The organism is Streptomyces griseochromogenes, assembly GCF_001542625.1.
Taxonomy (GTDB): domain Bacteria; phylum Actinomycetota; class Actinomycetes; order Streptomycetales; family Streptomycetaceae; genus Streptomyces; species Streptomyces griseochromogenes.
On record NZ_CP016279.1, the window covers coordinates 10,695,253 to 10,720,784 of the forward strand.

The following is a 25,532-nucleotide window of genomic DNA, read 5'->3' on the forward strand; positions in this document are numbered from 1 at the left end:
CGGACGCATGAGTCTGCGACTGAGCACCGTGATCCTGCCGTACCGTCGCTGGAGCGAGGGCGGCCGTTCGGCCTGGATGCGCGCCGAGCAGCTCGGTTTCCACACCGCGTACACCTATGACCACCTGTCCTGGCGCAGCTTCCGCGACGGCCCGTGGTTCGGTGCCGTACCAACGCTGACCGCCGCCGCGGCCGTCACCGACCGGCTCCGCCTGGGCACGCTGGTCACCTCGCCGAACTTCCGGCACCCGGTGACCCTCGCCAAGGAACTGATCTCCCTGGACGACATCTCCGGCGGCCGCGTCACCCTGGGCATCGGCGCGGGCGGCACGGGTTTCGACGCCACCGCTCTCGGCCAGGAGCCGTGGACGCCGCGCGAGCGCGCCGACCGCCTCGCCGAGTTCGTGCCGCTGCTCGACCGGCTCCTCACCGAGGACGCCGTCTCCTTCGAGGGCCGCTTCTACTCGGCGCACGAGGCGCGCAACATCCCCGGCTGCGTCCAGCGGCCCCGGCTGCCCTTCGCGGTGGCGGCCACCGGCCCGCGCGGACTGAAGCTCGCCGCGCGCCACGGACAGGCGTGGGTGACCACCGGCGACCCGAAGCTGTACGAGAACGGCACCCCGGAGCAGTCCCTCGAGGCGCTGCGCGGCCAGACGGAGAAGCTGTCCGAGGCATGCGCGGCAATCGGCCGGGACACGGCCGGGCTGGACAAGATCCTGCTCACCGGTTTCACCCCGGACCGCGGCCGGCCGCTGCAGTCCCTGGACGCCTTCGTGGACTTCGCCGGCCGCCACCGGGAGCTGGGATTCACCGAGATCGTGATCCACTGGCCCATCCCTGACTCCGACTTCGCCGCGGACGAGAAGGTCTTCGAGCGGATCGCCATGGAGGCACTCGCCCAGCTGCCGTGACACAGGCGACTCATCCGGCCGCCATGGCACTGGGGGGCGCCCGGCCGCCATGACAGCGCGTGGGCGCCGCTGTGACCCCGGGGGCGGACGGCGCCCTTCGGCCATCGGTGATGTGTCCGTGGACTCATCTGTGCGGACTTCCGCACGGCCGTGCTGGCATATGCGCGAGAATGGCCGGGTGACCTCAGCGACCAGACAGCCCGGGACCCCGGCCGCCGCCCTACGGCCGCGGCTGATCGCCACCGACCTCGACGGCACTCTGCTGCGCGACGACAAGTCGGTCTCCCCGAGGACGGTCGCCGCACTGGCCGCCGCCGAAGACGCGGGCATCGAGGTCTTCTTCGTCACCGGCCGCCCGGCCCGCTGGATGGACGTCGTCAGCGAGCACGTCCACGGCCACGGCCTGGCGATCTGCGGCAACGGCGCCGCCGTCGTCGACCTGCACGGCGGCCCCGGCACCCACCGGTTCGTGAAGGTCCGCGAGTTGGCCCGGCAGAACGCCCTGGACGCCGTACGGCTGTTGCGCGACGCGGCACCCGGCACGGTCTTCGCCGTCGAGCAGACGTACGGCTTCCACCAGGAACCGGCCTATCCCAAGCTGCACATGGAGATACCGGACAACCTGCTGCCCGCCGAGGCCCTCCTCGCCGCCGACGGCCCGGACGCCGACCAGCCCGTGCTCAAGATCCTCGCCTACCACCCCGACCTCGACCCGGACGCCTTCCTCACCCTCGCCCGCCTCGCGATCGGCGACCGCGCCAACGTCACCCGTTCCAGCCCCAGCGCTCTGCTGGAGCTCAGCGGCCCGGGTGTCTCCAAGGCCAGCACGCTCGCCCTGTGCTGCGCCGAGCGCGGCATCTCGCACGAGGAGGTCGTCGCCTTCGGTGACATGCCCAACGACGTCGAGATGCTGACCTGGGCCGGACGGTCGTACGCGATGGGCAACGCCCACCCCGCGGTCGTCGCCGCAGCCTCGGGCCGAACCGTCGCCAACAACGAGGACGGCGTGGCGGTCGTGATCGAACGGCTCCTCGCCGAACACATCTGACCACGCGTCACCGTCACCGCGACCCCACGAGCGACTCCGCCGCCTCCTCCCGGAGCGCCATCGTGCGCAGCGGCCCGTCCACGGCCGCCAGCTCCGCGTACGGTCCCCGTTGCACCACCCGGCCCGCATCGAGCACGACCACCTCGTCCACCGCGTCGAGCCCCGCCAGCCGATGGGTGATCAGCAGCGTCGTACGGCCCTGGGTGGCGACCAGCAGATCCGCTGTGAGCGCGTCCGCCGTCGGCAGGTCCAGGTGCTCGGCGGGCTCGTCCAGGACGAGCACGGGGAAGTCGGCGAGCAGCGCGCGAGCGAGCGCGAGACGTTGGCGCTGCCCGCCGGACAGCCGCGCCCCGTGCTCGCCGACGAGCGTGTCCAGGCCGTCGGGCAGCCCGTCCACCCAGTCCAGCAGCCGGGCCCGGGCCAGCGCGTCGCGCAGGTCGGCCTCGGTGGCGTCCTTCCGGGCGAGCAACAGGTTCTCGCGCACGGTGCTGTCGAAGAGGTGCGCGTCCTGGGCGCACAGTCCGACGAGGCGGCGTACGTCGTCGCCGGCCAGCGCGCAGGCGTCCACACCGGCGAGCGTGTACGAACCGGCCTGTGGGCCGAGGAACCGCAGCAGTACCTGGGCGAGCGTCGTCTTGCCGGAGCCGGACGGCCCGACCACGGCGATCCGGCGCCCCTGTTCCAGGGTGAGATCGAGCCCGGCGAGCGCGTCCCGGTGCTGCCCCGCGTGCCGTGCGGCCAGGCCCTTGACCACGACCGGGAAGGGCGCCGCGGGCGCCTGCCGGGGCCGCTCCGGCTCCCGCACGGGCTCCGGAGCGTCCAGCACCTCGTACACGCGCTCCGCGCTGCGCCGCGCCCGCTGCCGGAGGCGCACGGCGAGCGGCAGTCCCAGCACGGCCTCGAAGGCGGCCAGCGGGGTGAGGACCACCACAGCCATCGCCACACCGCCGAGCCTGCCCGCGGCCACCGCCTGGGCGCCCAGCAGCGCGGTGGCGGTGACGGTCAGGCCGGAGATCAGCGTGGTGAGGCCGTCGCCGAGCGCGGTGACGGTGGCGGCGCGCGAGGCGATCCCGGTGAGCGTGCCGTCGGCCTGCCGGGCAGCGGCCGTACGGGCCGGCAGCGCCCCGGCGACGGTCAGCTCGGCGGTCCCGGTGAGCAGGTCGCTCACGCGGGTCGCGAGCACGCCCCGGGCGGGCGCCAGCCGCCGCTCGGTGCGCCGGGCCGCGGCCGCGGTGATCACGGGGACACCGGCGCCGGCCACGACGAGGCCCACCGCGAGCGCGGCCCCGGCCTCGGGCAGCAGCCAGGCCGTGAAGGCGACCGAGGCGGTCGAGACGGCCACCGCGACCCCGGCGGGCAGCAGCCAGCGCAGCCAGTAGTCCTGGAGTGCGTCCACATCGGCGACCAGCCGGGCGAGCAGATCGCCTCGGCGAGCCGTGCGCAGCCCTGCGGGCGCCAGCCGCTCCAGGCGCCGGTAGACGGCGACCCGGGTGTCGGCCAGCATCCGCAGCACGGCGTCGTGCGACACCAGCCGTTCGGCGTACCGGAAGACGGCCCGCCCGATGCCGAAGGCCCGTGTCGCCGTCACGGCCACCATCAGATAGAGCACCGGCGGCTGTTGCGAGGCCCGCGAGATGAGCCAGCCGGAGGTGGCCATCAGCCCGACGGCGCTGCCGAGCGCGAGGGCCCCGAGCAGCAGCGCGAGAAGCAGCCGGCCGCGTCGGGGACCGGCGAGACTCCAGACCCGGGCAAGCGCACCCCGAGGGCGCGTCGGGGGCTGTTCTGTCGCGCCGCTTGCCAAGTGGCCGAGCCGCGTGGCGGACGGTCGGGGGTCCAGCGGGCGGAGCCCCCTGGGAAGATCGGCGTCCGCCGGGTACGCCAACGGTTCCGTGCCCTCCAGCCGCACCACCCGATCGGCGACCTCCAGCAGCGCCGGCCGATGCACGACAAGCATCACCGTGCGGCCCACCGCAAGCCGCCGCACCGCCGCCACGACCTCGGCCTCCGTCGCCCCGTCCAGCGCGGCCGTCGGCTCGTCCAGCAGCAGTACGGGCCGGTCGGCGAGGAAGGCCCGGGCCAGCGCGAGCCGTTGCCGCTGGCCGGCGGACAGCCCGGCTCCGTCCTCCCCGAGCACCGTGTCGATTCCCTCGGGCAGCGCGTCCACGAACTCCAGCGCGCCGGCCTCCGCGAGGGCCCCGCGTACGGCGGTGTCGTCCGCGTCGGGCCGGGCCAGCCGTACATTCTCCGCGATGGTCCCGGCATACAGGTGCGGCAGTTGCGGCACCCAGGCGATCCGCGACCGCCACCGCTCCAGGTCGACATCCGCGAGATCGACTCCCCCGATCCGCACCCGGCCCTCGGTGGGCCGTACGAACCCCAGCAGCACGTTCAGCAGCGTCGACTTGCCCGCGCCGCTCGGTCCCACGAGCGCCACCGTCTCGCCGGGCTCCACGGTGAAGCGGACGTCGGTCACGGCATCCACAGACCGCCCCGGGTAGCGGACTGTCACCCCGTCGAAGACCACCGCGCCCGCGGGCACCGCCGCGGTCCCCGACGCCGGGACGGGCGTCTCCAGCACGGCGAAGATCTCCTCGGCCGCGGCGAGCCCCTCCGCCGCCGCGTGGTACTGCGCGCCCACCTGGCGCAGCGGCAAATACGCCTCGGGCGCCAGCATCAGGATGACCAGGCCGATGTACAGGTCCATGTCGCCGTGCACGAGGCGCATGCCGATCGTCACCGCGACCAGCGCCACCGACAGCGTGGCCAGCAACTCCAGGGCGAAGGAGGAGAGGAAGGCGATCCGCAGAGTGCGCATCGTGGCCTGGCGGTACTCGCCGGTGATCCGGCGAATGGAGTCGGCCTGGGCCTTGGCCCGGCCGAACACCTTCAGCGTGGGCAGCCCGGCGACGACGTCCAGGAAGTGGCCGGAGAGCCGGGACAGCAACCGCCACTGCCGGTCCATCCGGGACTGTGTGGCCCAGCCGATCAGCATCATGAAGAGGGGAATCAGCGGCAGAGTGCCGACGATGATCGCCGCCGACACCCAGTCCTCGGTGACGATCCGCGCCAGCACGGCGACCGGGACGACCACCGCGAGCCCCAACTGGGGGAGATAGCGCGAGAAGTAGTCGTCCAGGGCGTCCACCCCGCGGGTGGCGAGGGTGACCAGCGAGCCGGTCCGCTGACCGCTCAGCCACCCCGGGCCCAGTTGGGCAGCGCGCTCCAGCAGCCGCCCGCGCAGCTCCGATTTCACGGCCGCGCTCGCGCGGTGCGCCGCGAGTTCGGTCAGCCACGCGACAACCGATCGGCCGATGGCCACAGCCGCCAACAGCAGCAGGGGAGTGCGCAGTTCAGCGATGGACTGTCCGTGCTGGAACGCTCCGACCACCACGTCGGCGATGAGCATGGCCTGGGCGATGACCAGCCCGGCGCCGACGGCGCCCAGACCGACGACCCCCACAAGGAAGAAGCGGGTGGCACGGGCGTAGCGCAGAAGACGCGGATCGATCGGTTTCACGTGAAACAAGCCCTTCGTTCCAGAGGGTGTGTTTCACGTGAAACACACCCTCGGCGAACTCAGTGCGCGGAGCCCGCGGCAGCGTCAGGAGCGATGTGCTGCGTGCCGATCCGCTTACGGAACACCCAGTAGGTCCAGCTCTGGTACAGCAGGACGAGCGGCGTGGCGATGGCCGCGCACCACGTCATGATCTTCAGGGTGTACGGGCTCGACGAGGCGTTGGTGACGGTGAGGCTCCAGTCCCCGTTGAGCGTGGACGGCATGACGTTCGGGAAGAGCGACAGGAACAGCATCGCCACGGACGCCGCGATGGTCAGACCGGACAGGGCGAACGACCATCCCTCACGCCCCGCCTGATTGGCCACCAGAGCCGCCACCAGGGCTACGACCGCCACGATCAGGGCCACCAGGCTCTTGCCGTCCCCACTGTCGGCCTGCGTCCACACCAGGAAGCCGACGGCCAGTACGGAGGTGACGAGACCGACCCACAGCGCCAGCTTGCGCGCCCGCAGCCGGATCTCACCGACCGTCTTGAGAGCGGTGAACACCGTTCCGTGGAAGGTGAACAGGGTCAGCGTCACCAGGCCACCGAGCAGAGCGTAGGGGTTGAACAGGTCCGCGAGGGTGCCGACGTACTCGAAGTGCTGGTCGATCTTCACGCCCCGCACGATGTTCCCGAAGGCCACGCCCCACAGGAACGCCGGGATGAGCGAGGTCCAGAAGATGGCCGTCTCCCAGTTGCGCTGCCAGTTCTCCTCGGGCCGCTTCGCCCGGTACTCGAAGGCGACACCCCGGACGATCAGACAGACCAGGATGACCAGCAGGGGCAGGTAGAAGCCGGAGAAGAGGGTGGCGTACCACTCGGGGAAGGCGGCGAAGGTGGCACCGCCCGCCGTGAGCAGCCACACCTCGTTGCCGTCCCAGACGGGCCCGATGGTGTTGATCAGCACCCGGCGCTCGGGCCGGTTCCGGGCCAGCAGCTTGGTGAGGATGCCGACCCCGAAGTCGAATCCCTCCAGGAAGAAGTAGCCGGTCCACAGGACGGCGATCAGGACGAACCAGACGTCGTGAAGTTCCATGACTGTCCCCTCGGCCTAGTACGAGAAGGCCATCGGCTTGTCGGCGTCACGGGTGTCGCCGCCGATCTTCGTGGGCGGGTTGAGGTCGGCCTCCGTCAGCTCGGGCGGGCCGGCCTTGACGTACTTCGCGAGCAGCTTGACCTCGACCACGGCGAGGATCGCGTACAGCGTGGTGAAGACGATCATCGAGGTGAGGATCTCGCCCTGGGAGACGCCGGGGGAGACCGCGTCCCGGGTCTGCAGGACGCCGTAGACGGCCCACGGCTGACGGCCCATCTCGGTGAAGATCCAGCCCCAGGAGTTGGCGATCAGCGGGAACGCCAGGGTCCAGATCGCGATGCGCCAGTACCAGGTGGTCAGCTTCGGGCCGAGCGCCTTGTTCTTGAAGAGGACCAGATGCGGCACCTCGTCGTCACCGACCCGCAGGTGCTCGGGCAGCATGAACTTCTTGCGGGTCAGCCAGAGCCCGGCGAGACCGAGGGCGAAGGAGGCCATGCCGAAGCCGATCATCCAGCGGAAGCCCCAGAAGGCCACCGGAATGTTGGGCCGGTAGTCGCCGGGTCCGAACTTCTGCTTTTCGGACTTGTTGACGTCGTTGATGCCGGGGACGGACGAGGTGAAGTCGTCGTTGGCGAGGAAGGACAGCAGGCCCGGTATCTCGATCGCGACGGTGTTGTGGCCCTTCTCCACGTCGCCGTAGGCGAAGATCGAGAACGGCGCCGGCTTCTGACCGTCCCACAGCGCCTCGGCGGCCGCCATCTTCATCGGCTGCTGCTTGAACATGACCTTGCCGAGCGTGTCACCGCTGATCGCGGTGAGCAGACCGGCGATGACCACGGTGATCAGGCCCAGCCGCAGCGAGGTCTTCATCTCGCGGATGTGCTTCTTGCGGGACAGGTGGTAGGCCGAGATGCCCACCATGAAGGCGCCGCCGGTCAGGAAAGCCGCGGACAGGGTGTGGAAAGCCTGGCTGAGCGCGGTGTTCTGGGTCAGCACGGCCCAGAAGTCGGTCAGCTCGGCACGCCCCCTCGCCTTGTCGATCTTGTAGCCGACGGGGTGCTGCATCCAGGAGTTGGCCGCGAGGATGAAGTAGGCCGACAGGATCGTGCCGATCGAGACCATCCATATGCAGGCCAGATGGATCTTCTTGGGCAGCTTGTCCCAGCCGAAGATCCACAGGCCGATGAAGGTGGACTCGAAGAAGAACGCGATCAGGGCCTCGAAGGCGAGCGGGGCGCCGAAGATGTCACCGACGAAGCGCGAGTAGTCCGACCAGTTCATGCCGAACTGGAACTCCTGCACGATGCCGGTGACCACACCCATCGCGATGTTGATGAGGAAGAGCTTGCCCCAGAACTTCGTCGCCCTGAGGTACTTCTCGTTCTCCGTGCGCACCCAGGCCGTCTGCAGCCCGGCCGTGAGCGCGGCCAGGGAGATCGTCAGCGGAACGAACAGGAAGTGGTAGACGGTGGTGATGCCGAACTGCCATCGCGCCAGTGTCTCCGGCGCCAAAGCCATTTCCACGTCGTCAGCTCCTTACTTCGCCGTGGTCGCGGCAGCTTGCCCCTTTTGTCATGCACATCACGGGAGCAAACGGGCGAGCTTGTGAACGCGTTCACATTCACAAGCCATTATGACGCACTGATTTTCGGCAACAGAAGGGGGGTCCCTCCTTTGCCTTCGAGTCAAGACCTTGGCAGCGACTTCAACATATTGTTGAATTGCGGTCCATGCAGATACGGATCTCGTGGCCTGCGGGCCACCTCATCGCGAGCCTTGAGAACACACCGACCGCGCAGGCCCTCGGCAAGGCTCTGCCGCTCGTCTCCACCGCCCACACGTGGGGCGAGGAGGTCTATTTCGACACGGGTGTGTCCGTTTCGCGTGAAACGGATGCCCGGCAGGTCGTCGAGCCGGGCACGGTGGCCTTCTGGACGGACGGCGACGCCCTCGCCCTCCCCTACGGCCCCACGCCGATCTCGCGAGGCGACGAGTGCCGCCTCGCGAGCCCGTGCAACGTCCTCGGAAGCGTGGACGGGGACGCCGCCGTCCTGGCGACCGTGCGGGACGGCGACCCCATACGCGTGGAACTGATCGACGCATAGGGCTGCTTGCCCGCCGATCGGAGCTACAGCTCCTTGCGGAACGCTTCCGCCACCTTCAGGAAGATGTCGTTCGCCTCGATCTCTCCGACCGTCACCCGCACACCCTCGCCCGGGAACGGCCGGACCACCACGCCGTGCTCCTCGCACGCCGCCGCGAACGCGACGGCGCGCTCCCCCAGCCGCAGCCACACGAAGTTGGCCTGGGTCTCCGGCACCGTCCACCCCTGGGCCCGCAGCCCGTCGACCACGCGCGTGCGCTCGCACACCAGTGAGCCGACCCGGCCCAGCAACTCGTCCTCGGCCCGCAGCGAGGCGATCGCCGCTTCCTGCGCGAGCTGGCTGACACCGAAGGGCACCGCCGTCTTGCGCAGCGCCGCCGCCACCGGCTCATGGCCGATCGCGAAACCGACGCGCAGCCCGGCCAGGCCGTAGGCCTTGGAGAACGTGCGCAGGACGCAGACGTTGGCCCGCTTCCGGTACAGCTCGACACCGTCGGGCACCTCGGGGTCACGGATGAACTCCCGGTAGGCCTCGTCCAGCACCACCAGCACATCACCGGGCACCCGGTCGAGGAACCGTTCCAGCTCGGCCCGCCGCACCACCGTGCCGGTCGGGTTGTTGGGGTTGCAGACGAAGATCAGGCGCGTCCGGTCGGTGATCGCGTCCGCCATCGCGTCCAGGTCGTGCACATCGCCCGGCGTGAGCGGCACCTGCACCGACCGGGCGCCGCTGATCTGCGTGATGATCGGGTAGGCCTCGAAAGAGCGCCAGGCGTAGATCACCTCGTCGCCGGGGCCGCTGGTGGCCTGGATCAGCTGCTGGGCGACGCCCACGGAGCCGGTACCGGTGGCCAGGTGGGAGAGCGGGACGCCGAAGCGCTCCGAGAGCTCGTTCATCAGCCCGGTGCAGGCCATGTCCGGGTAGCGGTTGAAGTTGGCGGCCGCCGCGGTCACGCTCTCCATCACGCCGGGCAACGGCGGATACGGGTTCTCGTTGGAAGACAGCTTGTAGGCGACCGGCCCGCCGGCCGCGGCGGGCCTGCCCGGCTTGTAGGTGGGGACACCCTCCAGCTCAGCGCGCAGCTTGGGGCTCATCTCGCTCACCGCAGTCCTCCTCGCGACCACCGGCGGACCGTCGACGCCGCCGGCTTCCAATACTCCTCACCATATGAGGATTCGGCGCCCGTGCGTACAGGTGCGCGTCAGCAAGAGGCGAACCTCATCACTCCCCGCGGCATCCCGGGCATCGTCACACGAAGGCGTACGTATCGGGGGGCGCGCCGTACATATATCTACGCGCCGGTGGCTCACGCCGTGGCGCGCATCACCCGTGAAGGTGAGTTGAGACCTCTTCGAGACATCGGACACTTGGCAGGCCCATGCGCGTCGACAAGACACGTCTCGGCATGAGATCGGTCAACTGACTTACTTTCTAAGGCAGTTGACCCCTAATGACCTTGCAGAAACGTACCTGTCAACGCGTGCATATGCGTCCGCACTACCCCACCGCATGAGCCCTACTATCGGCTCGCCATGACAGCAGCAGGGAAGCACCAGGTGAGCCGCGCGGAAACCTCACGTCGAGGCAGTCGGCCGGGCCGGGCGGGCATCAGAGACGTGGCCGCCGCCGCCGGAGTCTCCATCACGACCGTGTCCGACGCCCTCAACGGCAAGGGCCGGCTCCCAGATGCCACCCGGCGCCATGTCCGCGAGGTCGCCGACCGGCTGGGATACCGCCCCTCGGCCGCCGCCCGCACCCTCCGTACCGGCAAGTCCGGCCTGATCGGCCTGACCGTGACGACGTACGGGGATGAACCTTTCACCTTCACGGAGTTCGCGTACTTCGCCGAGATGGCCCGGGCCGCCACCTCCGCCGCGCTCGCCCGCGGCTACGCCCTCGTCATCCTGCCCGCGACCTCCCGCCACGACGTGTGGTCCAACGTGGCCCTGGACGGCACGGTCGTCATCGACCCCTCCGACCAGGACCCGGTGGTCAGCGAACTGGTCCGCCAGGGTTTACCGGTCGTCTCCGACGGCCGCCCGGCCGGCTCGCTCCCGGTCACCGCGTGGGTCGACAACGACCACGAGGCCGCCGTCCTCGGGATCCTCGACCACCTCGCCGACGCCGGCGCCCGCCGGATCGGCCTGCTCACGGGCACGACGACGGACACCTACACCCACCTGTCGACCACCGCCTACCTGCGCTGGTGCGAGCGGGTGGGCCAGGATCCGGTCTACGAGGCCTACCCGGCGCACGACCCGTGCGCCGGCGCCGTCGCCGCCGACCGGCTGCTCGCCCGGCCCGACCGGCCGGACGCGGTCTACGGCCTCTTCGACCCCAACGGCACCGATCTGCTCGCCGCCGCCCGCCGCTACGGTCTGCGCGTCCCGGACGACCTGCTGCTCGTGTGCTGCAGCGAGTCCACGGTGTACGCCAACACCGAGCCGCCCATCACCACGCTCTCCCTGAAACCGCGCCGGATCGGCACGGCCGTGGTCCAGCTCCTCATCGATGCCATCGAAGGCGTGGAGTCGGACCAGCCCGTCGAACAGGTGATACCGACCGAACTGATCGTGCGTACCTCCTCCCAGCGGCGTCCCCCACGCACGACCGTCAGCCCGCCACGGGCTCCGGAGGAGGGGTAGGGGCGCCGTGCCGGCACGGTGGGGCCGGCACGGTCGGGTCGGCCACCCTCCGCCCTCGGCCGCCCGGCGCCCACGGGTGCGGCCACCCGGTTCGCCCGAGTTGTCGCCCCCGTCACACGGGTCGTCGCCCGCCTCACACGGGTCGGCCGCCCCGGTTCGCCCGGCGCGGTGCGAGCCGCGGTGGCCGGCCGACCGCCTCGCCGGGCGGCCTACGGATGGCCGGCAGCCGGTCGAAGCCCTGCCCAAACGGGGCGAAAGCCGCGGTGAACTGGAGTCTTGTTCCGATTCACCACCCCTGGGTCATCACACGGCGCGACGCGCATTCCTATGATGGGCCCACGACACCGCTGGCCGCTGCGACCAGGCAGTCCGAAGCGGTGCAGCTGCGGCGCGATGGTGGAGGGGTCTGATGACTCAGGGGGCCGGTCAGGGACCGGAAGTGGAGCGGACGGCGACGTTGCGCGACTTCCGGGTACCCGCATACGTCCACGAGACCGGTCCGTACGCCCACACCCACCCCGCCGAGACCGCCCCGCCCGTGGCCGAGGCCTACCCCGACGGCTACACGCCCACCGAGCGCGACCTCCCCGTCATCAACCGCGGCGACACCGTCCAGGTCTCGGTCGACCCGGCCCCCGCCGCCCCGGCACCGCAGCCCGCGACGGGCCCCGGCCCGCTGTACGTCGTCGGCGACGTCCACGGCTACCTCGACGAACTGGTGACCGCCCTGCAGGAGAAGGAGCTGATCGACGCCTCGGGCCAGTGGTGCGCGGGCACCACCCGGCTGTGGTTCCTCGGCGACTTCACCGACCGCGGCCCGGACGGCATCGGCGTCATCGACCTGGTGATGCGGCTCTCCGCCGAAGCCGCCGCGGCCGGCGGGTACTGCAAGGCCCTCATGGGCAACCACGAGCTGCTGCTGCTCGGCGCCAAGCGCTTCGGCGACACCCCCGTCAACTCCGGTGCGGGGACCGCCACCTTCCAGGCGGCCTGGCTGCTCAACGGCGGCCAGAAGACCGACATGGACCGTCTCCAGGACCACCACCTGCAGTGGATGGCCCGTCTCGACGCCGTCGAGGCGGTCGACGGATACCTGCTCATCCACTCCGACACCACCGCCTACCTCGACTACGGCGACTCCATCGAGGCGGTCAACGACACCGTCCGCGAGACACTGACCCGCAACGACGCGGACGAGGTCTGGGACCTGTTCCGCAAGTTCACCAAGCGCTTCTCCTTCCGGGACGAGGGCGGCGCGGACGCCGTGCGCTCCCTCCTCGATACGTACGGCGGCACCCGCGTCGTTCACGGCCACAGCCCCATCCCCTATCTGCTCGGCGACGTCGGATCCGAGGACGACGACGAGAACAGCGGCCCCGTGGTCGAGGGGCCTCATGTCTACGCCGACGGGCTCGCCATCGCCATGGACGGCGGCGTGACCATGGCCGGAAAACTGCTGGTCCAGCAACTACCTCTGGATATCTGAGCATTCATGGGGCAGGCGCCGGTCCAGACGCGTGCTGGACGGTATGCGCGCAGGTCGGCAGGCAATTTCCGGCAACCCCCTGTCACCGCGTGCCGTCGCGGCTCTACCATCGGCTTATCCGTAGCAGGCTCCCCTCCGTTTCTGCCCGACGGCTCGCCGGTGTGCGAGCCCCAAGCCCTACGGAGCATCGGGGGATGCACATGAACAGCGTTCCGCAGCACCTGCTGAGCGAGGACCGCCAGGAATTCGAGCGGATCCTCGATGAGGCGCTGCGCTCCGCACCACACCGACCGGAACTGGCCGCTGTCGGACAACGACTCAACCCCGAACAGCTGCGCACCATGGCGCTCGACGCCACCGCACTGATCACGGCGGCCGCGGCGACCGAGTACCAGCACTACGTGAAGGTCCGCGAGCAACTGCGCCACCCGGCGCCGTCCGCCCCCTCGACCGCCCACGACTCCGGTTCCCCGGAACCGGCTTCGGACACGACGGGGCTCGCCACCACCCTCGCGGAGGACGCCGAGACGGCCGAGACCGGAGCGGGCGCCGTCGCCGTGATCGCGGTGCTGGCCCCCGTCCTGGCCGGAACCGCCGCCGCGATCTTCCTGCTCGTCGGTTACATCCTGAAAATGCTGGACCCCAACCAGGGTTTCGCCCAGACCATGCTCACCGCGGGCTGGGTCTTCAGCGCCGTGGCCGCGGCCGCGATCCTCGTCGCGGCGATCGCGCTGCTGCTCACCGCGCTGCGCAACAGCGCCTCGGCGGACGCCGAAGCCCATGACGCGGCAAGCAGGCAGGTGGCCAGGGCCAGAGAGGCCTGGCGGGACGCCCTGCTGGAGTACGGCATCCTGCCGTTCCTGCGGGACGCGCTCGCCCAGCCCGACACGGCTGCCCTGCACCCCACGACCCCGTCGGCCCCGACCAGCCGCATGCCGCGCCTCGGCTACGGCCGGCCCGGCTTCAGCAGCCCCGACGACGGCTCGGCCTCCGGCCGCCCCAGCTTCACCAGCCCGGACTACACCAGCCCCGAATTCGGCGGCCCTGAGCACCAGCCGGACTAGCCCGCGAAGCCGGTACCTGTTCAAGGCAGCCCGCGCGCCCGAAGCGTGCCCGAGGCCGCTGACCAGGGGGCGGTACTCCCGGGTGCCACCCAGCGGAGCACCGCCCTGCCCTTTCACGGTCAGTCGGCGATGGGCAGGTACACCCTGTTCCCGCTCGCCGCGAACTCCTTCGACTTCTGCGCCATGCCCTGCTCGATCTCGGTCCGGCTGCCGCCGTGTTCGCGGCGGATGTCCTGCGAGATCTTCATGCTGCAGAACTTCGGCCCGCACATGGAGCAGAAGTGGGCCGTCTTGGCGGGCTCGGCCGGCAGGGTCTCGTCGTGGAACTCCCGTGCCGTGTCGGGGTCCAGGGCGAGGTTGAACTGGTCCTCCCACCGGAACTCGAAGCGGGCGTCGGACAGCGCGTCGTCCCACTCCTGCGCACCCGGGTGGCCCTTGGCGAGGTCGGCCGCGTGGGCGGCGATCTTGTAGGTGATGACGCCGGTCTTGACGTCGTCGCGGTTGGGCAGGCCCAAGTGCTCCTTGGGTGTGACGTAGCACAGCATCGCCGTGCCCCACCAGGCGATCATCGCGGCACCGATGCCGGAGGTGATGTGGTCGTACGCCGGCGCGACGTCCGTGGTCAGCGGGCCGAGCGTATAGAACGGAGCTTCATCGCAGATCTCCTGCTGAAGGTCGATGTTCTCCTTGATCTTGTGCATCGGGACGTGGCCCGGGCCCTCGATCATGGTCTGAACATGGAAACGCTTGGCGATCCGGTTGAGTTCCCCGAGCGTGCGCAACTCCGCGAATTGCGCCTCGTCGTTGGCGTCCGCGATCGAACCCGGCCGCAGGCCGTCGCCCAGCGAGTACGTGACGTCGTAGGCGGCGAGGATCTCGCAGAGTTCCTCGAAGTTCTCGTACAGGAACGACTCCTTGTGGTGCGCCAGGCACCACGCCGCCATGATCGAGCCGCCACGCGAGACGATGCCGGTCTTGCGGTTGGCCGTGAGCGGGACATACGGCAGGCGCACGCCCGCGTGGACGGTCATGTAGTCCACGCCCTGCTCGGCCTGCTCGATGACGGTGTCCTTGTAGATCTCCCAGGTCAGTTCCTCGGCCTTGCCGTCGACCTTCTCCAGCGCCTGGTAGAGCGGCACGGTGCCGATGGGGACGGGGGAATTGCGCAGCACCCACTCGCGGGTGGTGTGGATGTTGCGGCCGGTGGAGAGGTCCATGACCGTGTCGGCGCCCCAGCGGGTCGCCCAGGTCATCTTCTCCACCTCCTCCTCGATGGAGGACGTCACCGCGGAGTTGCCGATGTTGGCGTTGACCTTCACCAGGAATCGCTTACCGATGATCATCGGTTCGATCTCCGGGTGGTTGACGTTGGCCGGGAGGACCGCGCGGCCCGCCGCGATCTCCTCGCGGACCACCTCGGGCGAAACGTTCTCCCGGAGGGCCACGAACTCCATCTCCGGCGTGATCTCCCCCCGGCGTGCGTACGCGAGCTGTGTGACGGCCTTGCCGTCGCGGCCGCGGCGCGGCTGGCGCGGGCGTCCGGGGAAGACCGCGTCCAGGTTGCGCAGCCCGCCGCGCGGCGAGGTGTGCTTGATGCCGTCGTCCTCGGGACGGACGGGACGGCCCGCGTACTCCTCGGTGTCGCCGCGGGCGATGATCCAGTTCTCCCGCAGAGGCGGCAGGCCCCTGCGGACGTCGGTGTCGACGAGTGGATCGGTGTACGGGCCCGATGTGTCGTACAGCGTGACCGACTGCCCGTTGGTGAGGTGCACCTGACGGACCGGCACGCGCAGGTCGGGGCGGGTGCCCTCGACATACGCCTTGTGCCAGCCGATGGACTTCCCGGCCTCCTGGGACTTCTCGTCCTGGACGGAGGCAGGCGTGCGTGCGTCCTTGTTGGTCATGAGACCTACTCCCTACGCCGGCATTACCCGGTAACAGGTTCGGCGGTCGACGCAGCGGTTTCCGTCTGCCGATGTTTCCCGTGAAACGTCGTTCCACGTGAAACATCGCGAATACGGAGGTCAGCGCCCTCTCAGCCCGGTGCTCCGAGCTCCCGCGTGTGCAAAGGTGCCTCCACGCTAGCGTCAATTCGGGCGCGGTGAACAGAGGGCCCCTGTCGTTCTTGCGATGATCGGGCGGTGACCACGATGGACGAGTACCCCTACCCGCCTCCCGAGCCGCCACGCCACGGCGGCTCCGGACAGGGGGGCGGACACGGCGATGACGGCCATGCGACCGGTGACGGACGCGGCCAGGGTGCCGGGGCCGGAGGCGGTCATGCCCCGGGTTCGGGCGGCAGCCATGGCCACGGCCACTCGCATGGTCACAGCCACAGCCACGGCCCGGCCGCGCCCGTTTCGAAGCATCTGCGCAAGGTCATCGCGGCGATTCTGATCCCGTTCGCCGCGGCGGTCGTGATCGGCCTGGTGGTGCTCTGGCCCGGGGGAGCCCCGCCGCACGAGCGCACCGGCGTCGGCTTCGACCGCCAGACGCAGCAGGCCACGGTCACCAAGGTGGTCGAGGTGAGCTGCAAGTCGGTGAACGCGTCGGGGGACACCCCGACCGGCGACACCTCCACCGCCGAGGGCAATTCGGCGCAGCAGGAGGCGAAGGGCACCTGCAAGAAGGCGACGGTCCGGGTCGACACCGGCAAGGACAAGGGCCGTACCTTCACCGAGATCGTGCAGCCGGACCAGTCGCGGCAGTTGCGCCAGGACGAAAAGGTCGTGGTCGCCTACGAGCCCTCGGCACCGAGGGATCTGCAGTACTCCGTCACGGATGTGGACCGGAAGTTCCCGACGGCGCTGCTGGCGGGGATCTTCGCGCTCGCCGTCGTGGTGGTGGGCCGGATGCGCGGTGTCATGGCGCTGGTCGCGCTGGCCGTGAGCTTTCTGGTGCTCACGCTCTTCATCCTGCCCGCGATCCTGCAGGGTTCGAATCCGCTGATGGTGGCCGTTGTCGGGGCGAGCGCGATCATGCTCATCGCGCTCTACATGTGCCATGGGCTGTCGGCCCGTACCTCGGTCGCGGTGCTCGGCACCTTGGTGTCCCTCCTGCTGATCGGCGTCCTCGGCTCGGAGTTCATCGACTGGGCCGCGCTCACCGGCAACACGGATGACAACACCGGTCTGATCCATGGCCTGTATCCGTCGATCGACATGAGCGGTCTGCTGCTGGCCGGCGTCATCATCGGTTCGCTGGGTGTCCTGGACGATGTGACGGTGACCCAGACGTCGGCGGTCTGGGAGCTGCACGAGGCCAATCCGTCGATGGGCTGGCGCGGGCTGTACCGGGCGGGCATCCGCATCGGCCGTGACCACATCGCGTCGGTGGTCAACACCCTGGTCCTCGCCTACGCCGGTGCCGCGCTGCCGCTGCTGCTGCTGTTCTCGATCGCACAGAGCAGCGTGGGCACGGTGGCCAACAGCGAACTGGTGGCCGAGGAGATCGTGCGCACGCTGGTGGGGTCGATCGGCCTGGTGGCCTCGGTCCCGGTCACGACCGCCCTCGCGGCCCTGGTGGTCTCGGCCGACCGGCCCGGACCGGCCCCGGCGGCCCCCGCAGGGGCCCAGTCCGCCCCGGCGCGCGGCGGCCGGGGCCGGCGCCGGAAGCGGTGAGCGAGGCCGGGCAGGTCCGGGTACCCATCGAAGAAGCGTTCCTGCGCACGCTCAGACTGCACGGCGGAGCGCCTGGCGCCCCGTTGCCGGGGGCACGTCAGCCGGCGCTCTGTTCCTCGGCCAGGATGCGGTCCAGGGCCTCGTCGAGATGAGCGTCGAAGTCGGCCAGGGCACCCTCCTGGCCGAGCGGCACGAGCTTGTCCGTACGGTCCAGGAAGGCCACCAGCGGTGGCGCCGAGGAGCGGAACAGCGCCTGGTCGCCACCGACCTGAAGCCGGATCAGCACCTCGCCGAGCAGCTCGGAGTCGGCGGGCGCGATGTGCACGTCCCCCTCCCCGCACGGCCGCCCGACCCCGTCGATCAGCAGCTCACGACCGAAGGCCCAGGTCACCGGAGCATCGCCGGGAAGATGGAAAGTCAGCCGCACGGCATAGGGATCACAGGTCTCGTAGCGCAACTCCACCGGGATGCGGAAGGAGAGCTCCTCCGACACGAGAAAACTCATCATGACCTCTGCCTGTACGGATTCGCGCATTGCCTACCCCGTCGTATGACATCGATTGGCCGGGATTAATCCCCTTCGACCGTGGTGAAATCTTGCTCAACGTACACGAGAGATCACAAGGAGTGATTTTTCAGATACTGATAGAGCGCGCCAGCGAACCCAGATGGCGCCCGATTTCGGCCTGCAACCGCTGGGCGGCGGGCAACAGCCGGTCGCTCTGGTGGGCGGGGAGCGAAAGGGCCACCGAGGCCGCCGTGGTGCCGATGGTGATCGGAATCGCCGCGCAGACCGTCCCGAGCGCGTACTCCTGACGCTCGACCACCGGCTCCATTCGCGGCATCCTTGCCAGGCGGCGCAGCAGGGCGTGATTGTCACGCACGGTGTACGGCGTGAGGGACGTCACGGGATAGCGGGCCAGATGGTCACGGCGGGCGTCCTCGTCCAGCTGGGAGAGCAGGCACTGCCCGATCGCGTGCGCGTGCCCGGTCTCACGGAAGTCGGCCCACTCCTCGACCGCCGGGGTCTCACGCGACTCGGAGACGCAGACGACCTCGATCTCGCCGTCCCGGTACATCGCGTAGTACACCGGCGCCCCGATGGATTCGCGCCAGTGCGCAAGGGTGTCGGCCACCGCGCCGCGACGTTTCTGCTGCGCTCCGCTGCTACTCAGCCGCTCGGCGGCGTCGCCGAGGAAGAACAGCCCTTTCTCACGGCGCAGATAGCCCTCATGTACGAGGGTGCGCAGCAGGTGATAGGTCGTGGGCAGGGCGAGACCGGTCTCGCGGGCGAGCTGTTTGGCGGGAGCGCCGTGCTCGTGAGCCGCGACGGTCTCGAGCAGGCGCATCGCGCGCTGGACGGATCCGATGAGCGTGGCGGAGGGCGCTTGCCCCGTAGCGTCCGCGGAGCCCGGTTGTCCGGGGACGGCCGCGGTGGGTGGTCGCTGCACAGGGGGTGTGCAGGAGCGCGGCGGGGTGAGGGGTGCGTGTGGATCTGCCGGTGCGGTGTCAACCGTGGCCAAGGGTCGCTCCCGAAGCGCGAGGGTGGGGCAGCCCGTGCGGAGAAACACGGGTGGGGATGTACGACGCCCGCGGGGCCCGGACCCCGCGTGGGGTTCCGGACTCTAATCGTCCGCCACCGCACGCAGACGACCTGCCGGACAAACTTCCCTCCCCCGAGGGAACCGGTGAGTCCCGTTACCGCTCACCGGCTCCCCTGGGCCTCACCAGTCACTACGCGACGAGGAGCTCGACATGAACTTCCGCACGATGTAGATCAGTCCGCCGATCAGAGCGACGAAGATCAGCGCCTTGAAGAGCAGGCCGATCACGAAGCCCACCACGGTCGCTATCAGGCTCCCGAACACGACCAGGGCGATGACCGGCACCGCGACCCACTTCACCCACCACGGCAGCCCCGCGAAGATCTCTCGCATTGCCCTCGTCCTTTGCGTTCCGTTGCGTCCCGGCGTACTTCACGCTCTCGTGGACGCAGTCCTCGATGTCTGCACTCGATGCTAGGGCCGCCAGGGGGTCCCGTGGGGGCTTCGTATCCCTTGTCCTCCCCTGACGCACCCCCTAGGGAATCCCGGGGTCATGGATCAGGCCTCAGGCGGAGAGAAGACGACCAGCACCCTCAGGTCCTCGCTGATGTGGTGGAACTTGTGGGCGACGCCGGCCGGCACGTACACCACGCTGCCCCGCGCCACCTGGGTCGTCTCCAGCCCCACCGTGATCGACGCCCGGCCGCTGACGACGAAGTACACCTCGTCCTGGCTGTGCGGCTGCTGCGGGTCGTGCTCGCCCGCGTTCAGGGCGTACAGGCCCACCGACATGTTCCGCTCCCGCAGGAACTGCAGGTAGGCCCCCTCGTTGGCGGCGCGCTCCGCCTCCAGTTCGTCCAGCCGGAATGCCCTCATGCCGTTGTCCGTCCTCGCCCCACTGCTCACCGTAGATCTGGTCTGCCACGATCAGACACATGAAGAATTTCGTAGTCAAGACGATCGCCAACGCGGGCGCCCTGGCCGTCGCCGTGTGGCTCCTCGACAAGATCACCCTGACCGGTGACAGCACGGGCAAGAAGGTCGGCACGCTGCTCCTCGTCGCGCTGGTCTTCGGCCTGGTGAACTTCCTGGTCAAGCCGATAGTGAAGGTGCTCACCTTTCCGCTGTTCCTTCTGACCCTCGGGCTGATCACCCTGGTCGTCAACGCGCTGATGCTGCTGCTGACGTCGTGGGTGTGCGGCAAGCTCGACCTGAGCTTCCACGTGGAGGGCTTCTGGACGGCCGTGGTCGGCGGCCTGATCATCTCCGTCGTCTCCTGGGCGCTGCACATCGTCCTGCCCGACGAGGACTGAGCACGCCATGACCTACCGCGTCTGTTTCGTGTGCACGGGGAACATCTGCCGCTCTCCGATGGCCGAATCCGTCTTCCGCGCGCGCGTGGAGGAAGCCGGTCTGCACGGCCTGGTGGAGATCGACAGCGCCGGCACCGGCGGCTGGCACGAGGGGGAGCCCGCCGACCCGCGCGCCGCCTCGGTGCTCGAGGAACACGGTTACCGCAGCGAGCACGCCGCTCGGCAGTTCCAGCCCTCCTGGTTCGCCCGTCTCGACCTGGTGATCGCCCTCGACAGCGGGCATCTCAAGGCCCTGCGCCGCCTCGCACCCACCGAGGAGGACGCGCGCAAGATCCGTCTGCTGCGCACGTACACGCGCCCGTCGTCCGACCTCCACCCCTCGTCGAGTGCTTCGCACGCACCTTCTGAATCGGCCGGCGACGACCTCGATGTACCGGACCCGTACTACGGCGGCCGGGACGGCTTCGAGGAGTGCCTTGAGATGGTGGAGGCGGCGAGCAACGGCCTGCTCGCCGCGGTACGGGAACATCTGGAGGGAAGAGCCGCATGAGCGATGCCGCCAAGGACGCGCACCGCACGGGCGACGGCACGCGCGCGGTACGGGCGGGCCTGCCCGAGGCGGTGAAGCACGAGCCGGCCCTGCCCGGGCCGGTGTTCGCCGCGCACTTCCATCTGCCGGGCGAGGTGACGGGACCGTACTCCTACGGCCGTGACGACAACCCCACCTGGACGCTGCTGGAGCGTGCCGTCGGCGAGCTGGAGGCACCCGGGCGCGATGACGTCGAGACGCTGGTGTTCGCCTCCGGCATGGCGGCGATCTCCTCGGTGCTCTTCTCCCAGCTGCGCGCCCAGGACGCCGTCGTGCTGCCCTCCGACGGCTATCAGGTACTGCCGATGGTCCGCACCCAGCTGGAGGCGTACGGCGTCGAGGTGCGCACGGCGCCCACCGGCGGTGACGCCCAGCTGGAGGTCCTCGACGGCGCTCGGCTGCTGTGGATCGAGTCGCCGTCGAACCCGGGGCTCGACGTGTGCGACATCCGGCGCCTGGTGGAGGCGGCACATGCGCGAGGCGCCCTGGTGGCCGTCGACAACACCCTGGCCACGCCGCTCGGTCAGCGCCCGCTGGAGCTGGGCGCCGACTTCTCGGTGGCCAGCGGCACCAAGCAGCTGACCGGACACGGCGATCTGCTGCTGGGCTACGTCACCGGGCGCGACACCGACGCGATGGCCGCCGTACGGCGCTGGCGCAAGATCGTCGGCGCGATCTGCGGGCCGATGGAGGCCTGGCTGGCGCACCGGTCCATCGCCACGCTCCAGCTGCGGGTCGACCGGCAGGACACCACCGCACTTGCGGTCGCCGAGGCCCTGCGGCAGCGGCCCGAGGTCTCGGGGCTGCGCTATCCGGGACTGCCCGACGATTCCTCGCACAAGGTCGCCTCGCGGCAGATGCGCCGCTACGGCTGTGTGGTCTCCTTCACGCTGCCCTCACGCGCGCGTGCCGAGCGTTTCCTGGCCGCGCTGCGTCTGGTCGAGGAGGCGACGAGCTTCGGCGGCGTCCGCTCCACGGCCGAACGCCGTGGCCGCTGGGGCGGGGACGCGGTCCCGGAAGGATTCATCCGCATGTCCGTCGGCGCCGAGGACCCCGAGGACCTCGTGGCGGACATCCTGCGTGCCCTGGACGCGTCCGCCGAGTGACCGGGCACGGGCCTGTCCGTGGGCCCTGTGGGCGGTCCGAGCCTCCCCCCTCGTGGCTCGGACCGCCTTCGGTTCCGCGCGCGAAGAACCGCGCGAACAAGGCTAGTTGACTCTCTGTCAGTGTCCAATCACAGTAGCGACAGAGACCTATCGACTTATTTATAGTTGGTGTCTGCCCGGGGGCCGGAGGAAGGCAGGGACAAGGGGAGAGCTGCCATGGATCTGGCCTTGCTGCGCACCTTCGTCACCGTGCACCGGGCCGGTTCCTTCACCCGCGCCGCCGCCCTGCTGGGCCTCTCCCAGCCGGCCGTCACCTCACAGATCCGCACCCTCGAGCGTCAGCTGGGCCGCCCCCTGTTCCTGCGGCAGGCCCGCGGGGTGACCCCCACGACCATCGGCGACGAACTCGCCCACAAGGCGGCTCCCCATCTCGACGCCTTGGTGGAGATAGCCGAGAGCGGCCTGGACGACGAGTCCTCGCTACGGACGCTGCACCTGGCCGGCCCCCCGGAGTTCACCGCCGAACGCGCACTTCCCGCCCTGACGGAACTGACCGGCGACGACGGCCAGGGCTTCGCGCTGCGCGCCTCCTTCGGCACAGCCGAGGAGACGCTGGAAGGGCTGGCCGCCGGCCATCATGACCTGGCCATCAGCACGGCCAGGCCCCGCGGCGCCCTGCTGACCGCCACCCCGCTGTGCGACGAGGAACATGTGCTGGTCGCCGCCCCGCGCTGGGCCGAGCGGATCGGACCGGGAGCCCTGCGCCTCAAGGGGGCACCCGCCCTGGAGAACCTGCCCGTCGTCGAGGTCCACGAGTCGCTGCCCTTCGTCTCGCGCTACTGGGCCTCCGTCTTCGATTCGCGCCCGGCCGCCTCGGGCACGGTCATCGTTCCTGATCTGCGCGCGGTGCTCGCCTGCGCGACCGCGGGTGCCGGCCTTGCAGTGCTGCCCCGCTATCTGTGCGCGTCGGGCCTCGACCGCGGCGAGGTGGTCACGCTGCACGACCCGGCGGTGCCCCCGCTGCGTACGTATTTCCTGGTCGTGCGGACCGGAACGCTCGCCATGCCCCATATCGCGCGAGCGCACGAGTGGCTCCAGCGGGCGTCCGCGACCTGGTGCTGAGCCCCCTTCTCGCGGCGTTCACGCGATGCGCTCGGCCGGTGGCGACCCGCGATGTTTCACGTGGAACCAGCCGGGCCACATTTCTCCCATGACCGTCCGACCCGTGGTCAAGCGCACCGCCCGTGCCGTTCTTCTCGACGGTGACGACCTGATCCTGATCAAGCGCACCAAGCCCGGTGTCGATCCCTACTGGGTCACTCCCGGTGGCGGGGTCGAACCCGAGGACTCGACTGTCGTCGACGCCCTGCACCGCGAGGTGTACGAGGAGCTCGGCGCCAAGATCACCGACGTGGTGCCCTGCTTCGTGGACACCGTGGAGCACATCGGGGAGGACGGCGGTGCGACCGGCGTGAAGGTGCAGCACTTCTTCGTCTGCCGGCTGGAGTCCATGGACCCCTCGCTGCGCCACGGCCCCGAAGTGGAGGAGCCGACGGGCGAGTACGAGATCGTCCGCGTCCCGTTCACCCGGGTCGGCATCGCCTCCGTCCACCTCGTCCCGTTGTCGCTGCGGCACTATCTGGACGGCAACATCGAGGGCGTCCGTGCCATGCACGCCCCCGACCTCGGATAGCCGGTCAGTAGCCGACGACGACCAGTTCCTCGACGGAGTCGTGCCATATACGGTCCGACGGGATCCCGCTGTCGCGCAGCACGTCGACCCCGCTGCGGATCATTCCGGGCGGGCCGGAGAGATAGGCGTCGTACTCGTTCCAGGGGCCGTACTCCCGTATGGCGTCGGGAAGCTGGAGATGGGCCTGCTGGTCGATGATCGCCCGGACGGAGAGCCACGGGTGGCTCTGCTGGAGCCTGAGCATGGTCTCGATGTCGTACAGATCGTGGTCGGTGCGGGCGCCGTAGAAGACCTCGACCGGCCGTCGTTCGCCGTGCTCGGCGACATCCTCGACCAGGGCCTTGATGGGCGCTATGCCGGTGCCGCCGCCCAGACACAGCAGCCCGCTGACGGTGGTGTGGTCGACGGTCATCGAACCGGTCGGCGGACCGAGGCGTATGACGTCTCCGGGCCGGGACCGGTGCACCAGCGCGTTGGAGACCCAGCCGGCCGGGACCGCCTTCACATGGAACGTCAGCAGTCCGTCCGAGCGGGGCGCCGAGGCAAAGGAGTAGTGCCGCCAGACCCGGGGCCACCAGGGCGTCTCCACGCTGGCGTACTGCCCGGCGAGGAACGGATAGGGCTGGTCGGGGCGGACGGTGAGGACCGCGACATCGGAGGTCCTGAGGTCGTGCGTGACGATCTCGGCGTGCCACCAGGCCGGGGCACGCAGTTCATCCACCGCCGCGGCGTCGATCATCACCTGCGAGATCGTCGTGTAGGCCCGCACCCAGGCCTCCTCGGTCTCCGGGTCCCAGACGGCGGCGGCGTACTTGCTCAGCGCGCCGATCAGGCATTCGCCCACCGCCGGGTAGTGCTCGGGGCGTGTGCCGTACTTGCGATGTCCGCGGCCCAGGTTCTGCAGGTAGTCGACGAGCACGGGCGTGTTGTCGATGTGCTCGGCCGCGGTGAGCAGCGCCTTCAGCAGCCGGTCCCGCTGGGTGTCCATCGCGGCCGGGAACATCGGCCGTACCTCGGGGTGGCGGACGAAGAGCAACGCGTAGAAGTAGGAGGTGACCTTGTCGGCGATGGGAGCGATCTCGGCCATCGTGCGGCGGATGACCAGGGCGTCCGGGGAGGCTTCCTCGGCGGGCGGAGCGGGGCGCTGGACGGGCACGCGCTCGGGGACGGTCGCCGCGACGCCCGGGAGCGAAGGCTCGGGAGCCGGAGGGCGCTGAGGGCTCCAAGGGGCTGACGGGCCCGGCGGGACGGGCCAGGCGGCCTGAGGGGCCGGAGGCGCGGACGCGCCTGGCTCCAGGGTCCCGGCGGGCTGTGCGGCGGGCGCCTCGGGGGCGTCGGTCCTGGGGCGAGCCGCGTCCACCCCGGTCGGCAGGCCCATGGGCCGTACCACCGTGGGCTCGCGGCCCTCGGCCGTCTCCGGATCACCGTCCGGCGACGGGGCCGGTGGCACCTTGCGCGGCGTGAACCAGCCGCCACCGTCCGCTATGCCGTTCTCCCCCGACGTGGTGGCCGGAGCGTCCATGGTGTGCCCTCGCCTCGAACATCTTTCGGTCGGTCTGCGTACCTTCTTCTGGGAAGGTGCATGCTTTCCCCCGGCGGACGGCCAGCCGTAGCACTCTCCGCAGCATCCCATCCTGAGCGGATCCCGCGGCGGTGTACCCGGAAACGAGGGTGTTCGATCTCTTCGTCCCGTGAGGCTGCCTGCCCTGCTCTCGGCCCGCACGGGATGTGTGCACTCCATCCCGGACGTGAACCGGAGTCGACCCTACCGGCCGTGGCCACGCGCACAAGTCCCGCCTTCCTTCGCCACGAA

At 70.0% G+C, this 25,532-nt stretch carries 22 protein-coding genes; 12 read left to right on the top strand and 10 right to left on the bottom strand.

From position 1 onward, the window contains the following. The first annotated feature begins 7 nt into the window (after positions 1-7). On the top strand, positions 8-910 hold the full coding sequence (locus AVL59_RS46945) for an LLM class flavin-dependent oxidoreductase (protein ID WP_067316608.1): 903 nt from the start codon (positions 8-10) through the stop codon (positions 908-910). 160 nt (positions 911-1,070) lie between these two features. Continuing rightward, positions 1,071-1,958, top strand: a complete 888-nt coding sequence (locus tag AVL59_RS46950) for an HAD hydrolase family protein (RefSeq protein WP_208870564.1) — start codon at positions 1,071-1,073, stop codon at positions 1,956-1,958. A 13-nt stretch (positions 1,959-1,971) separates the two neighbouring features. Here the strand turns inward: AVL59_RS46950 and cydD are convergent, their stop codons facing one another. Genes cydD through AVL59_RS46965 form a run of 3 tightly spaced genes read right to left on the bottom strand, consistent with a single transcriptional unit; the run spans position 1,972 to position 8,078 of the window. After that, the gene (gene cydD, locus AVL59_RS46955; RefSeq protein WP_067316611.1) at positions 1,972-5,475 is read right to left on the bottom strand and encodes a thiol reductant ABC exporter subunit CydD; all 3,504 of its coding nucleotides are present in this window, start codon (positions 5,473-5,475) and stop codon (positions 1,972-1,974) included. Positions 5,476-5,534: 59 nt separating this feature from the next. Further along, positions 5,535-6,554 (bottom strand): cytochrome d ubiquinol oxidase subunit II, encoded by a 1,020-nt coding sequence (gene cydB / locus AVL59_RS46960; RefSeq protein ID WP_067316613.1) that lies wholly within the window; start codon positions 6,552-6,554, stop codon positions 5,535-5,537. A gap of 15 nt (positions 6,555-6,569) precedes the next feature. Further along, complete coding sequence (locus AVL59_RS46965) at positions 6,570-8,078, bottom strand: cytochrome ubiquinol oxidase subunit I (RefSeq protein ID WP_067316615.1); 1,509 nt, start codon at positions 8,076-8,078, stop codon at positions 6,570-6,572. A 206-nt stretch (positions 8,079-8,284) separates the two neighbouring features. Here AVL59_RS46965 and AVL59_RS46970 point away from each other — a divergent pair, with 206 nt between their 5' ends. Beyond that, complete coding sequence (locus AVL59_RS46970) at positions 8,285-8,659, top strand: cyclophilin-like fold protein (RefSeq protein ID WP_067316617.1); 375 nt, start codon at positions 8,285-8,287, stop codon at positions 8,657-8,659. Between the two features lie 23 nt (positions 8,660-8,682). On the opposite strand, the gene hisC is transcribed toward AVL59_RS46970, so the two are convergent. Beyond that, positions 8,683-9,762: a histidinol-phosphate transaminase gene (hisC, locus tag AVL59_RS46975; RefSeq protein ID WP_067316619.1), complete on the bottom strand. Its 1,080-nt coding sequence runs from the start codon at positions 9,760-9,762 to the stop codon at positions 8,683-8,685. 429 nt (positions 9,763-10,191) lie between these two features. Here hisC and AVL59_RS46980 point away from each other — a divergent pair, with 429 nt between their 5' ends. The 3 genes from AVL59_RS46980 to AVL59_RS46990 all read left to right on the top strand — a co-directional run bounded on the left by AVL59_RS46980 (position 10,192) and on the right by AVL59_RS46990 (position 13,854). Next, positions 10,192-11,304, top strand: a complete 1,113-nt coding sequence (locus tag AVL59_RS46980) for a LacI family DNA-binding transcriptional regulator (RefSeq protein ID WP_079057660.1) — start codon at positions 10,192-10,194, stop codon at positions 11,302-11,304. Between the two features lie 409 nt (positions 11,305-11,713). After that, complete coding sequence (locus AVL59_RS46985) at positions 11,714-12,790, top strand: metallophosphoesterase (RefSeq protein WP_067316621.1); 1,077 nt, start codon at positions 11,714-11,716, stop codon at positions 12,788-12,790. Positions 12,791-12,984: 194 nt separating this feature from the next. Continuing rightward, a complete protein-coding gene (locus AVL59_RS46990) occupies positions 12,985-13,854 on the top strand; it encodes a hypothetical protein (protein ID WP_067316623.1) in 870 nt (289 codons plus the stop codon). Positions 13,855-13,973: 119 nt separating this feature from the next. Here AVL59_RS46990 and thiC read toward each other — a convergent pair whose 3' ends face one another. Then, the gene (thiC, locus tag AVL59_RS46995) at positions 13,974-15,758 is read right to left on the bottom strand and encodes a phosphomethylpyrimidine synthase ThiC (RefSeq protein ID WP_067316625.1); all 1,785 of its coding nucleotides are present in this window, start codon (positions 15,756-15,758) and stop codon (positions 13,974-13,976) included. A 246-nt stretch (positions 15,759-16,004) separates the two neighbouring features. Here thiC and AVL59_RS47000 point away from each other — a divergent pair, with 246 nt between their 5' ends. After that, entirely contained in the window at positions 16,005-17,474 is a 1,470-nt protein-coding gene (locus AVL59_RS47000; protein WP_067318595.1) for a YibE/F family protein, read from the top strand. A 97-nt stretch (positions 17,475-17,571) separates the two neighbouring features. Here AVL59_RS47000 and AVL59_RS47005 read toward each other — a convergent pair whose 3' ends face one another. The 4 genes from AVL59_RS47005 to AVL59_RS47020 all read right to left on the bottom strand — a co-directional run bounded on the left by AVL59_RS47005 (position 17,572) and on the right by AVL59_RS47020 (position 19,894). Continuing rightward, positions 17,572-18,009 (bottom strand): SsgA family sporulation/cell division regulator, encoded by a 438-nt coding sequence (locus tag AVL59_RS47005; RefSeq protein ID WP_067000511.1) that lies wholly within the window; start codon positions 18,007-18,009, stop codon positions 17,572-17,574. A gap of 100 nt (positions 18,010-18,109) precedes the next feature. Next, a complete protein-coding gene (locus AVL59_RS47010; RefSeq protein ID WP_237281840.1) occupies positions 18,110-18,997 on the bottom strand; it encodes an IclR family transcriptional regulator in 888 nt (295 codons plus the stop codon). A 201-nt stretch (positions 18,998-19,198) separates the two neighbouring features. Beyond that, the gene (locus AVL59_RS47015; RefSeq protein ID WP_067316629.1) at positions 19,199-19,411 is read right to left on the bottom strand and encodes a DUF5326 family protein; all 213 of its coding nucleotides are present in this window, start codon (positions 19,409-19,411) and stop codon (positions 19,199-19,201) included. A gap of 165 nt (positions 19,412-19,576) precedes the next feature. Then, complete coding sequence (locus AVL59_RS47020; RefSeq protein WP_067316631.1) at positions 19,577-19,894, bottom strand: cupin domain-containing protein; 318 nt, start codon at positions 19,892-19,894, stop codon at positions 19,577-19,579. A 59-nt stretch (positions 19,895-19,953) separates the two neighbouring features. Between AVL59_RS47020 and AVL59_RS47025 the strand changes: the two genes are divergently transcribed. From AVL59_RS47025 to AVL59_RS47045, 5 genes are all read left to right on the top strand, one after another. Beyond that, complete coding sequence (locus AVL59_RS47025) at positions 19,954-20,331, top strand: phage holin family protein (RefSeq protein WP_067316633.1); 378 nt, start codon at positions 19,954-19,956, stop codon at positions 20,329-20,331. Between the two features lie 7 nt (positions 20,332-20,338). After that, positions 20,339-20,881, top strand: coding sequence for a low molecular weight protein-tyrosine-phosphatase (locus AVL59_RS47030; protein ID WP_067316635.1), 543 nt, complete (start codon positions 20,339-20,341; stop codon positions 20,879-20,881). After that, the gene (locus AVL59_RS47035) at positions 20,878-22,026 is read left to right on the top strand and encodes a cystathionine gamma-lyase (RefSeq protein ID WP_067316637.1); all 1,149 of its coding nucleotides are present in this window, start codon (positions 20,878-20,880) and stop codon (positions 22,024-22,026) included. Before AVL59_RS47030 ends, AVL59_RS47035 begins: the two co-directional genes overlap by 4 nt. Before the next feature lie 216 nt (positions 22,027-22,242). Continuing rightward, on the top strand, positions 22,243-23,148 hold the full coding sequence (locus AVL59_RS47040) for a LysR family transcriptional regulator (RefSeq protein ID WP_067316639.1): 906 nt from the start codon (positions 22,243-22,245) through the stop codon (positions 23,146-23,148). An 88-nt stretch (positions 23,149-23,236) separates the two neighbouring features. Next, the gene (locus AVL59_RS47045; RefSeq protein ID WP_067316641.1) at positions 23,237-23,719 is read left to right on the top strand and encodes an NUDIX domain-containing protein; all 483 of its coding nucleotides are present in this window, start codon (positions 23,237-23,239) and stop codon (positions 23,717-23,719) included. 4 nt (positions 23,720-23,723) lie between these two features. Here AVL59_RS47045 and AVL59_RS47050 read toward each other — a convergent pair whose 3' ends face one another. After that, the gene (locus tag AVL59_RS47050; RefSeq protein WP_208870566.1) at positions 23,724-25,241 is read right to left on the bottom strand and encodes a globin domain-containing protein; all 1,518 of its coding nucleotides are present in this window, start codon (positions 25,239-25,241) and stop codon (positions 23,724-23,726) included. Between the last annotated feature and the right edge of the window lie 291 nt (positions 25,242-25,532).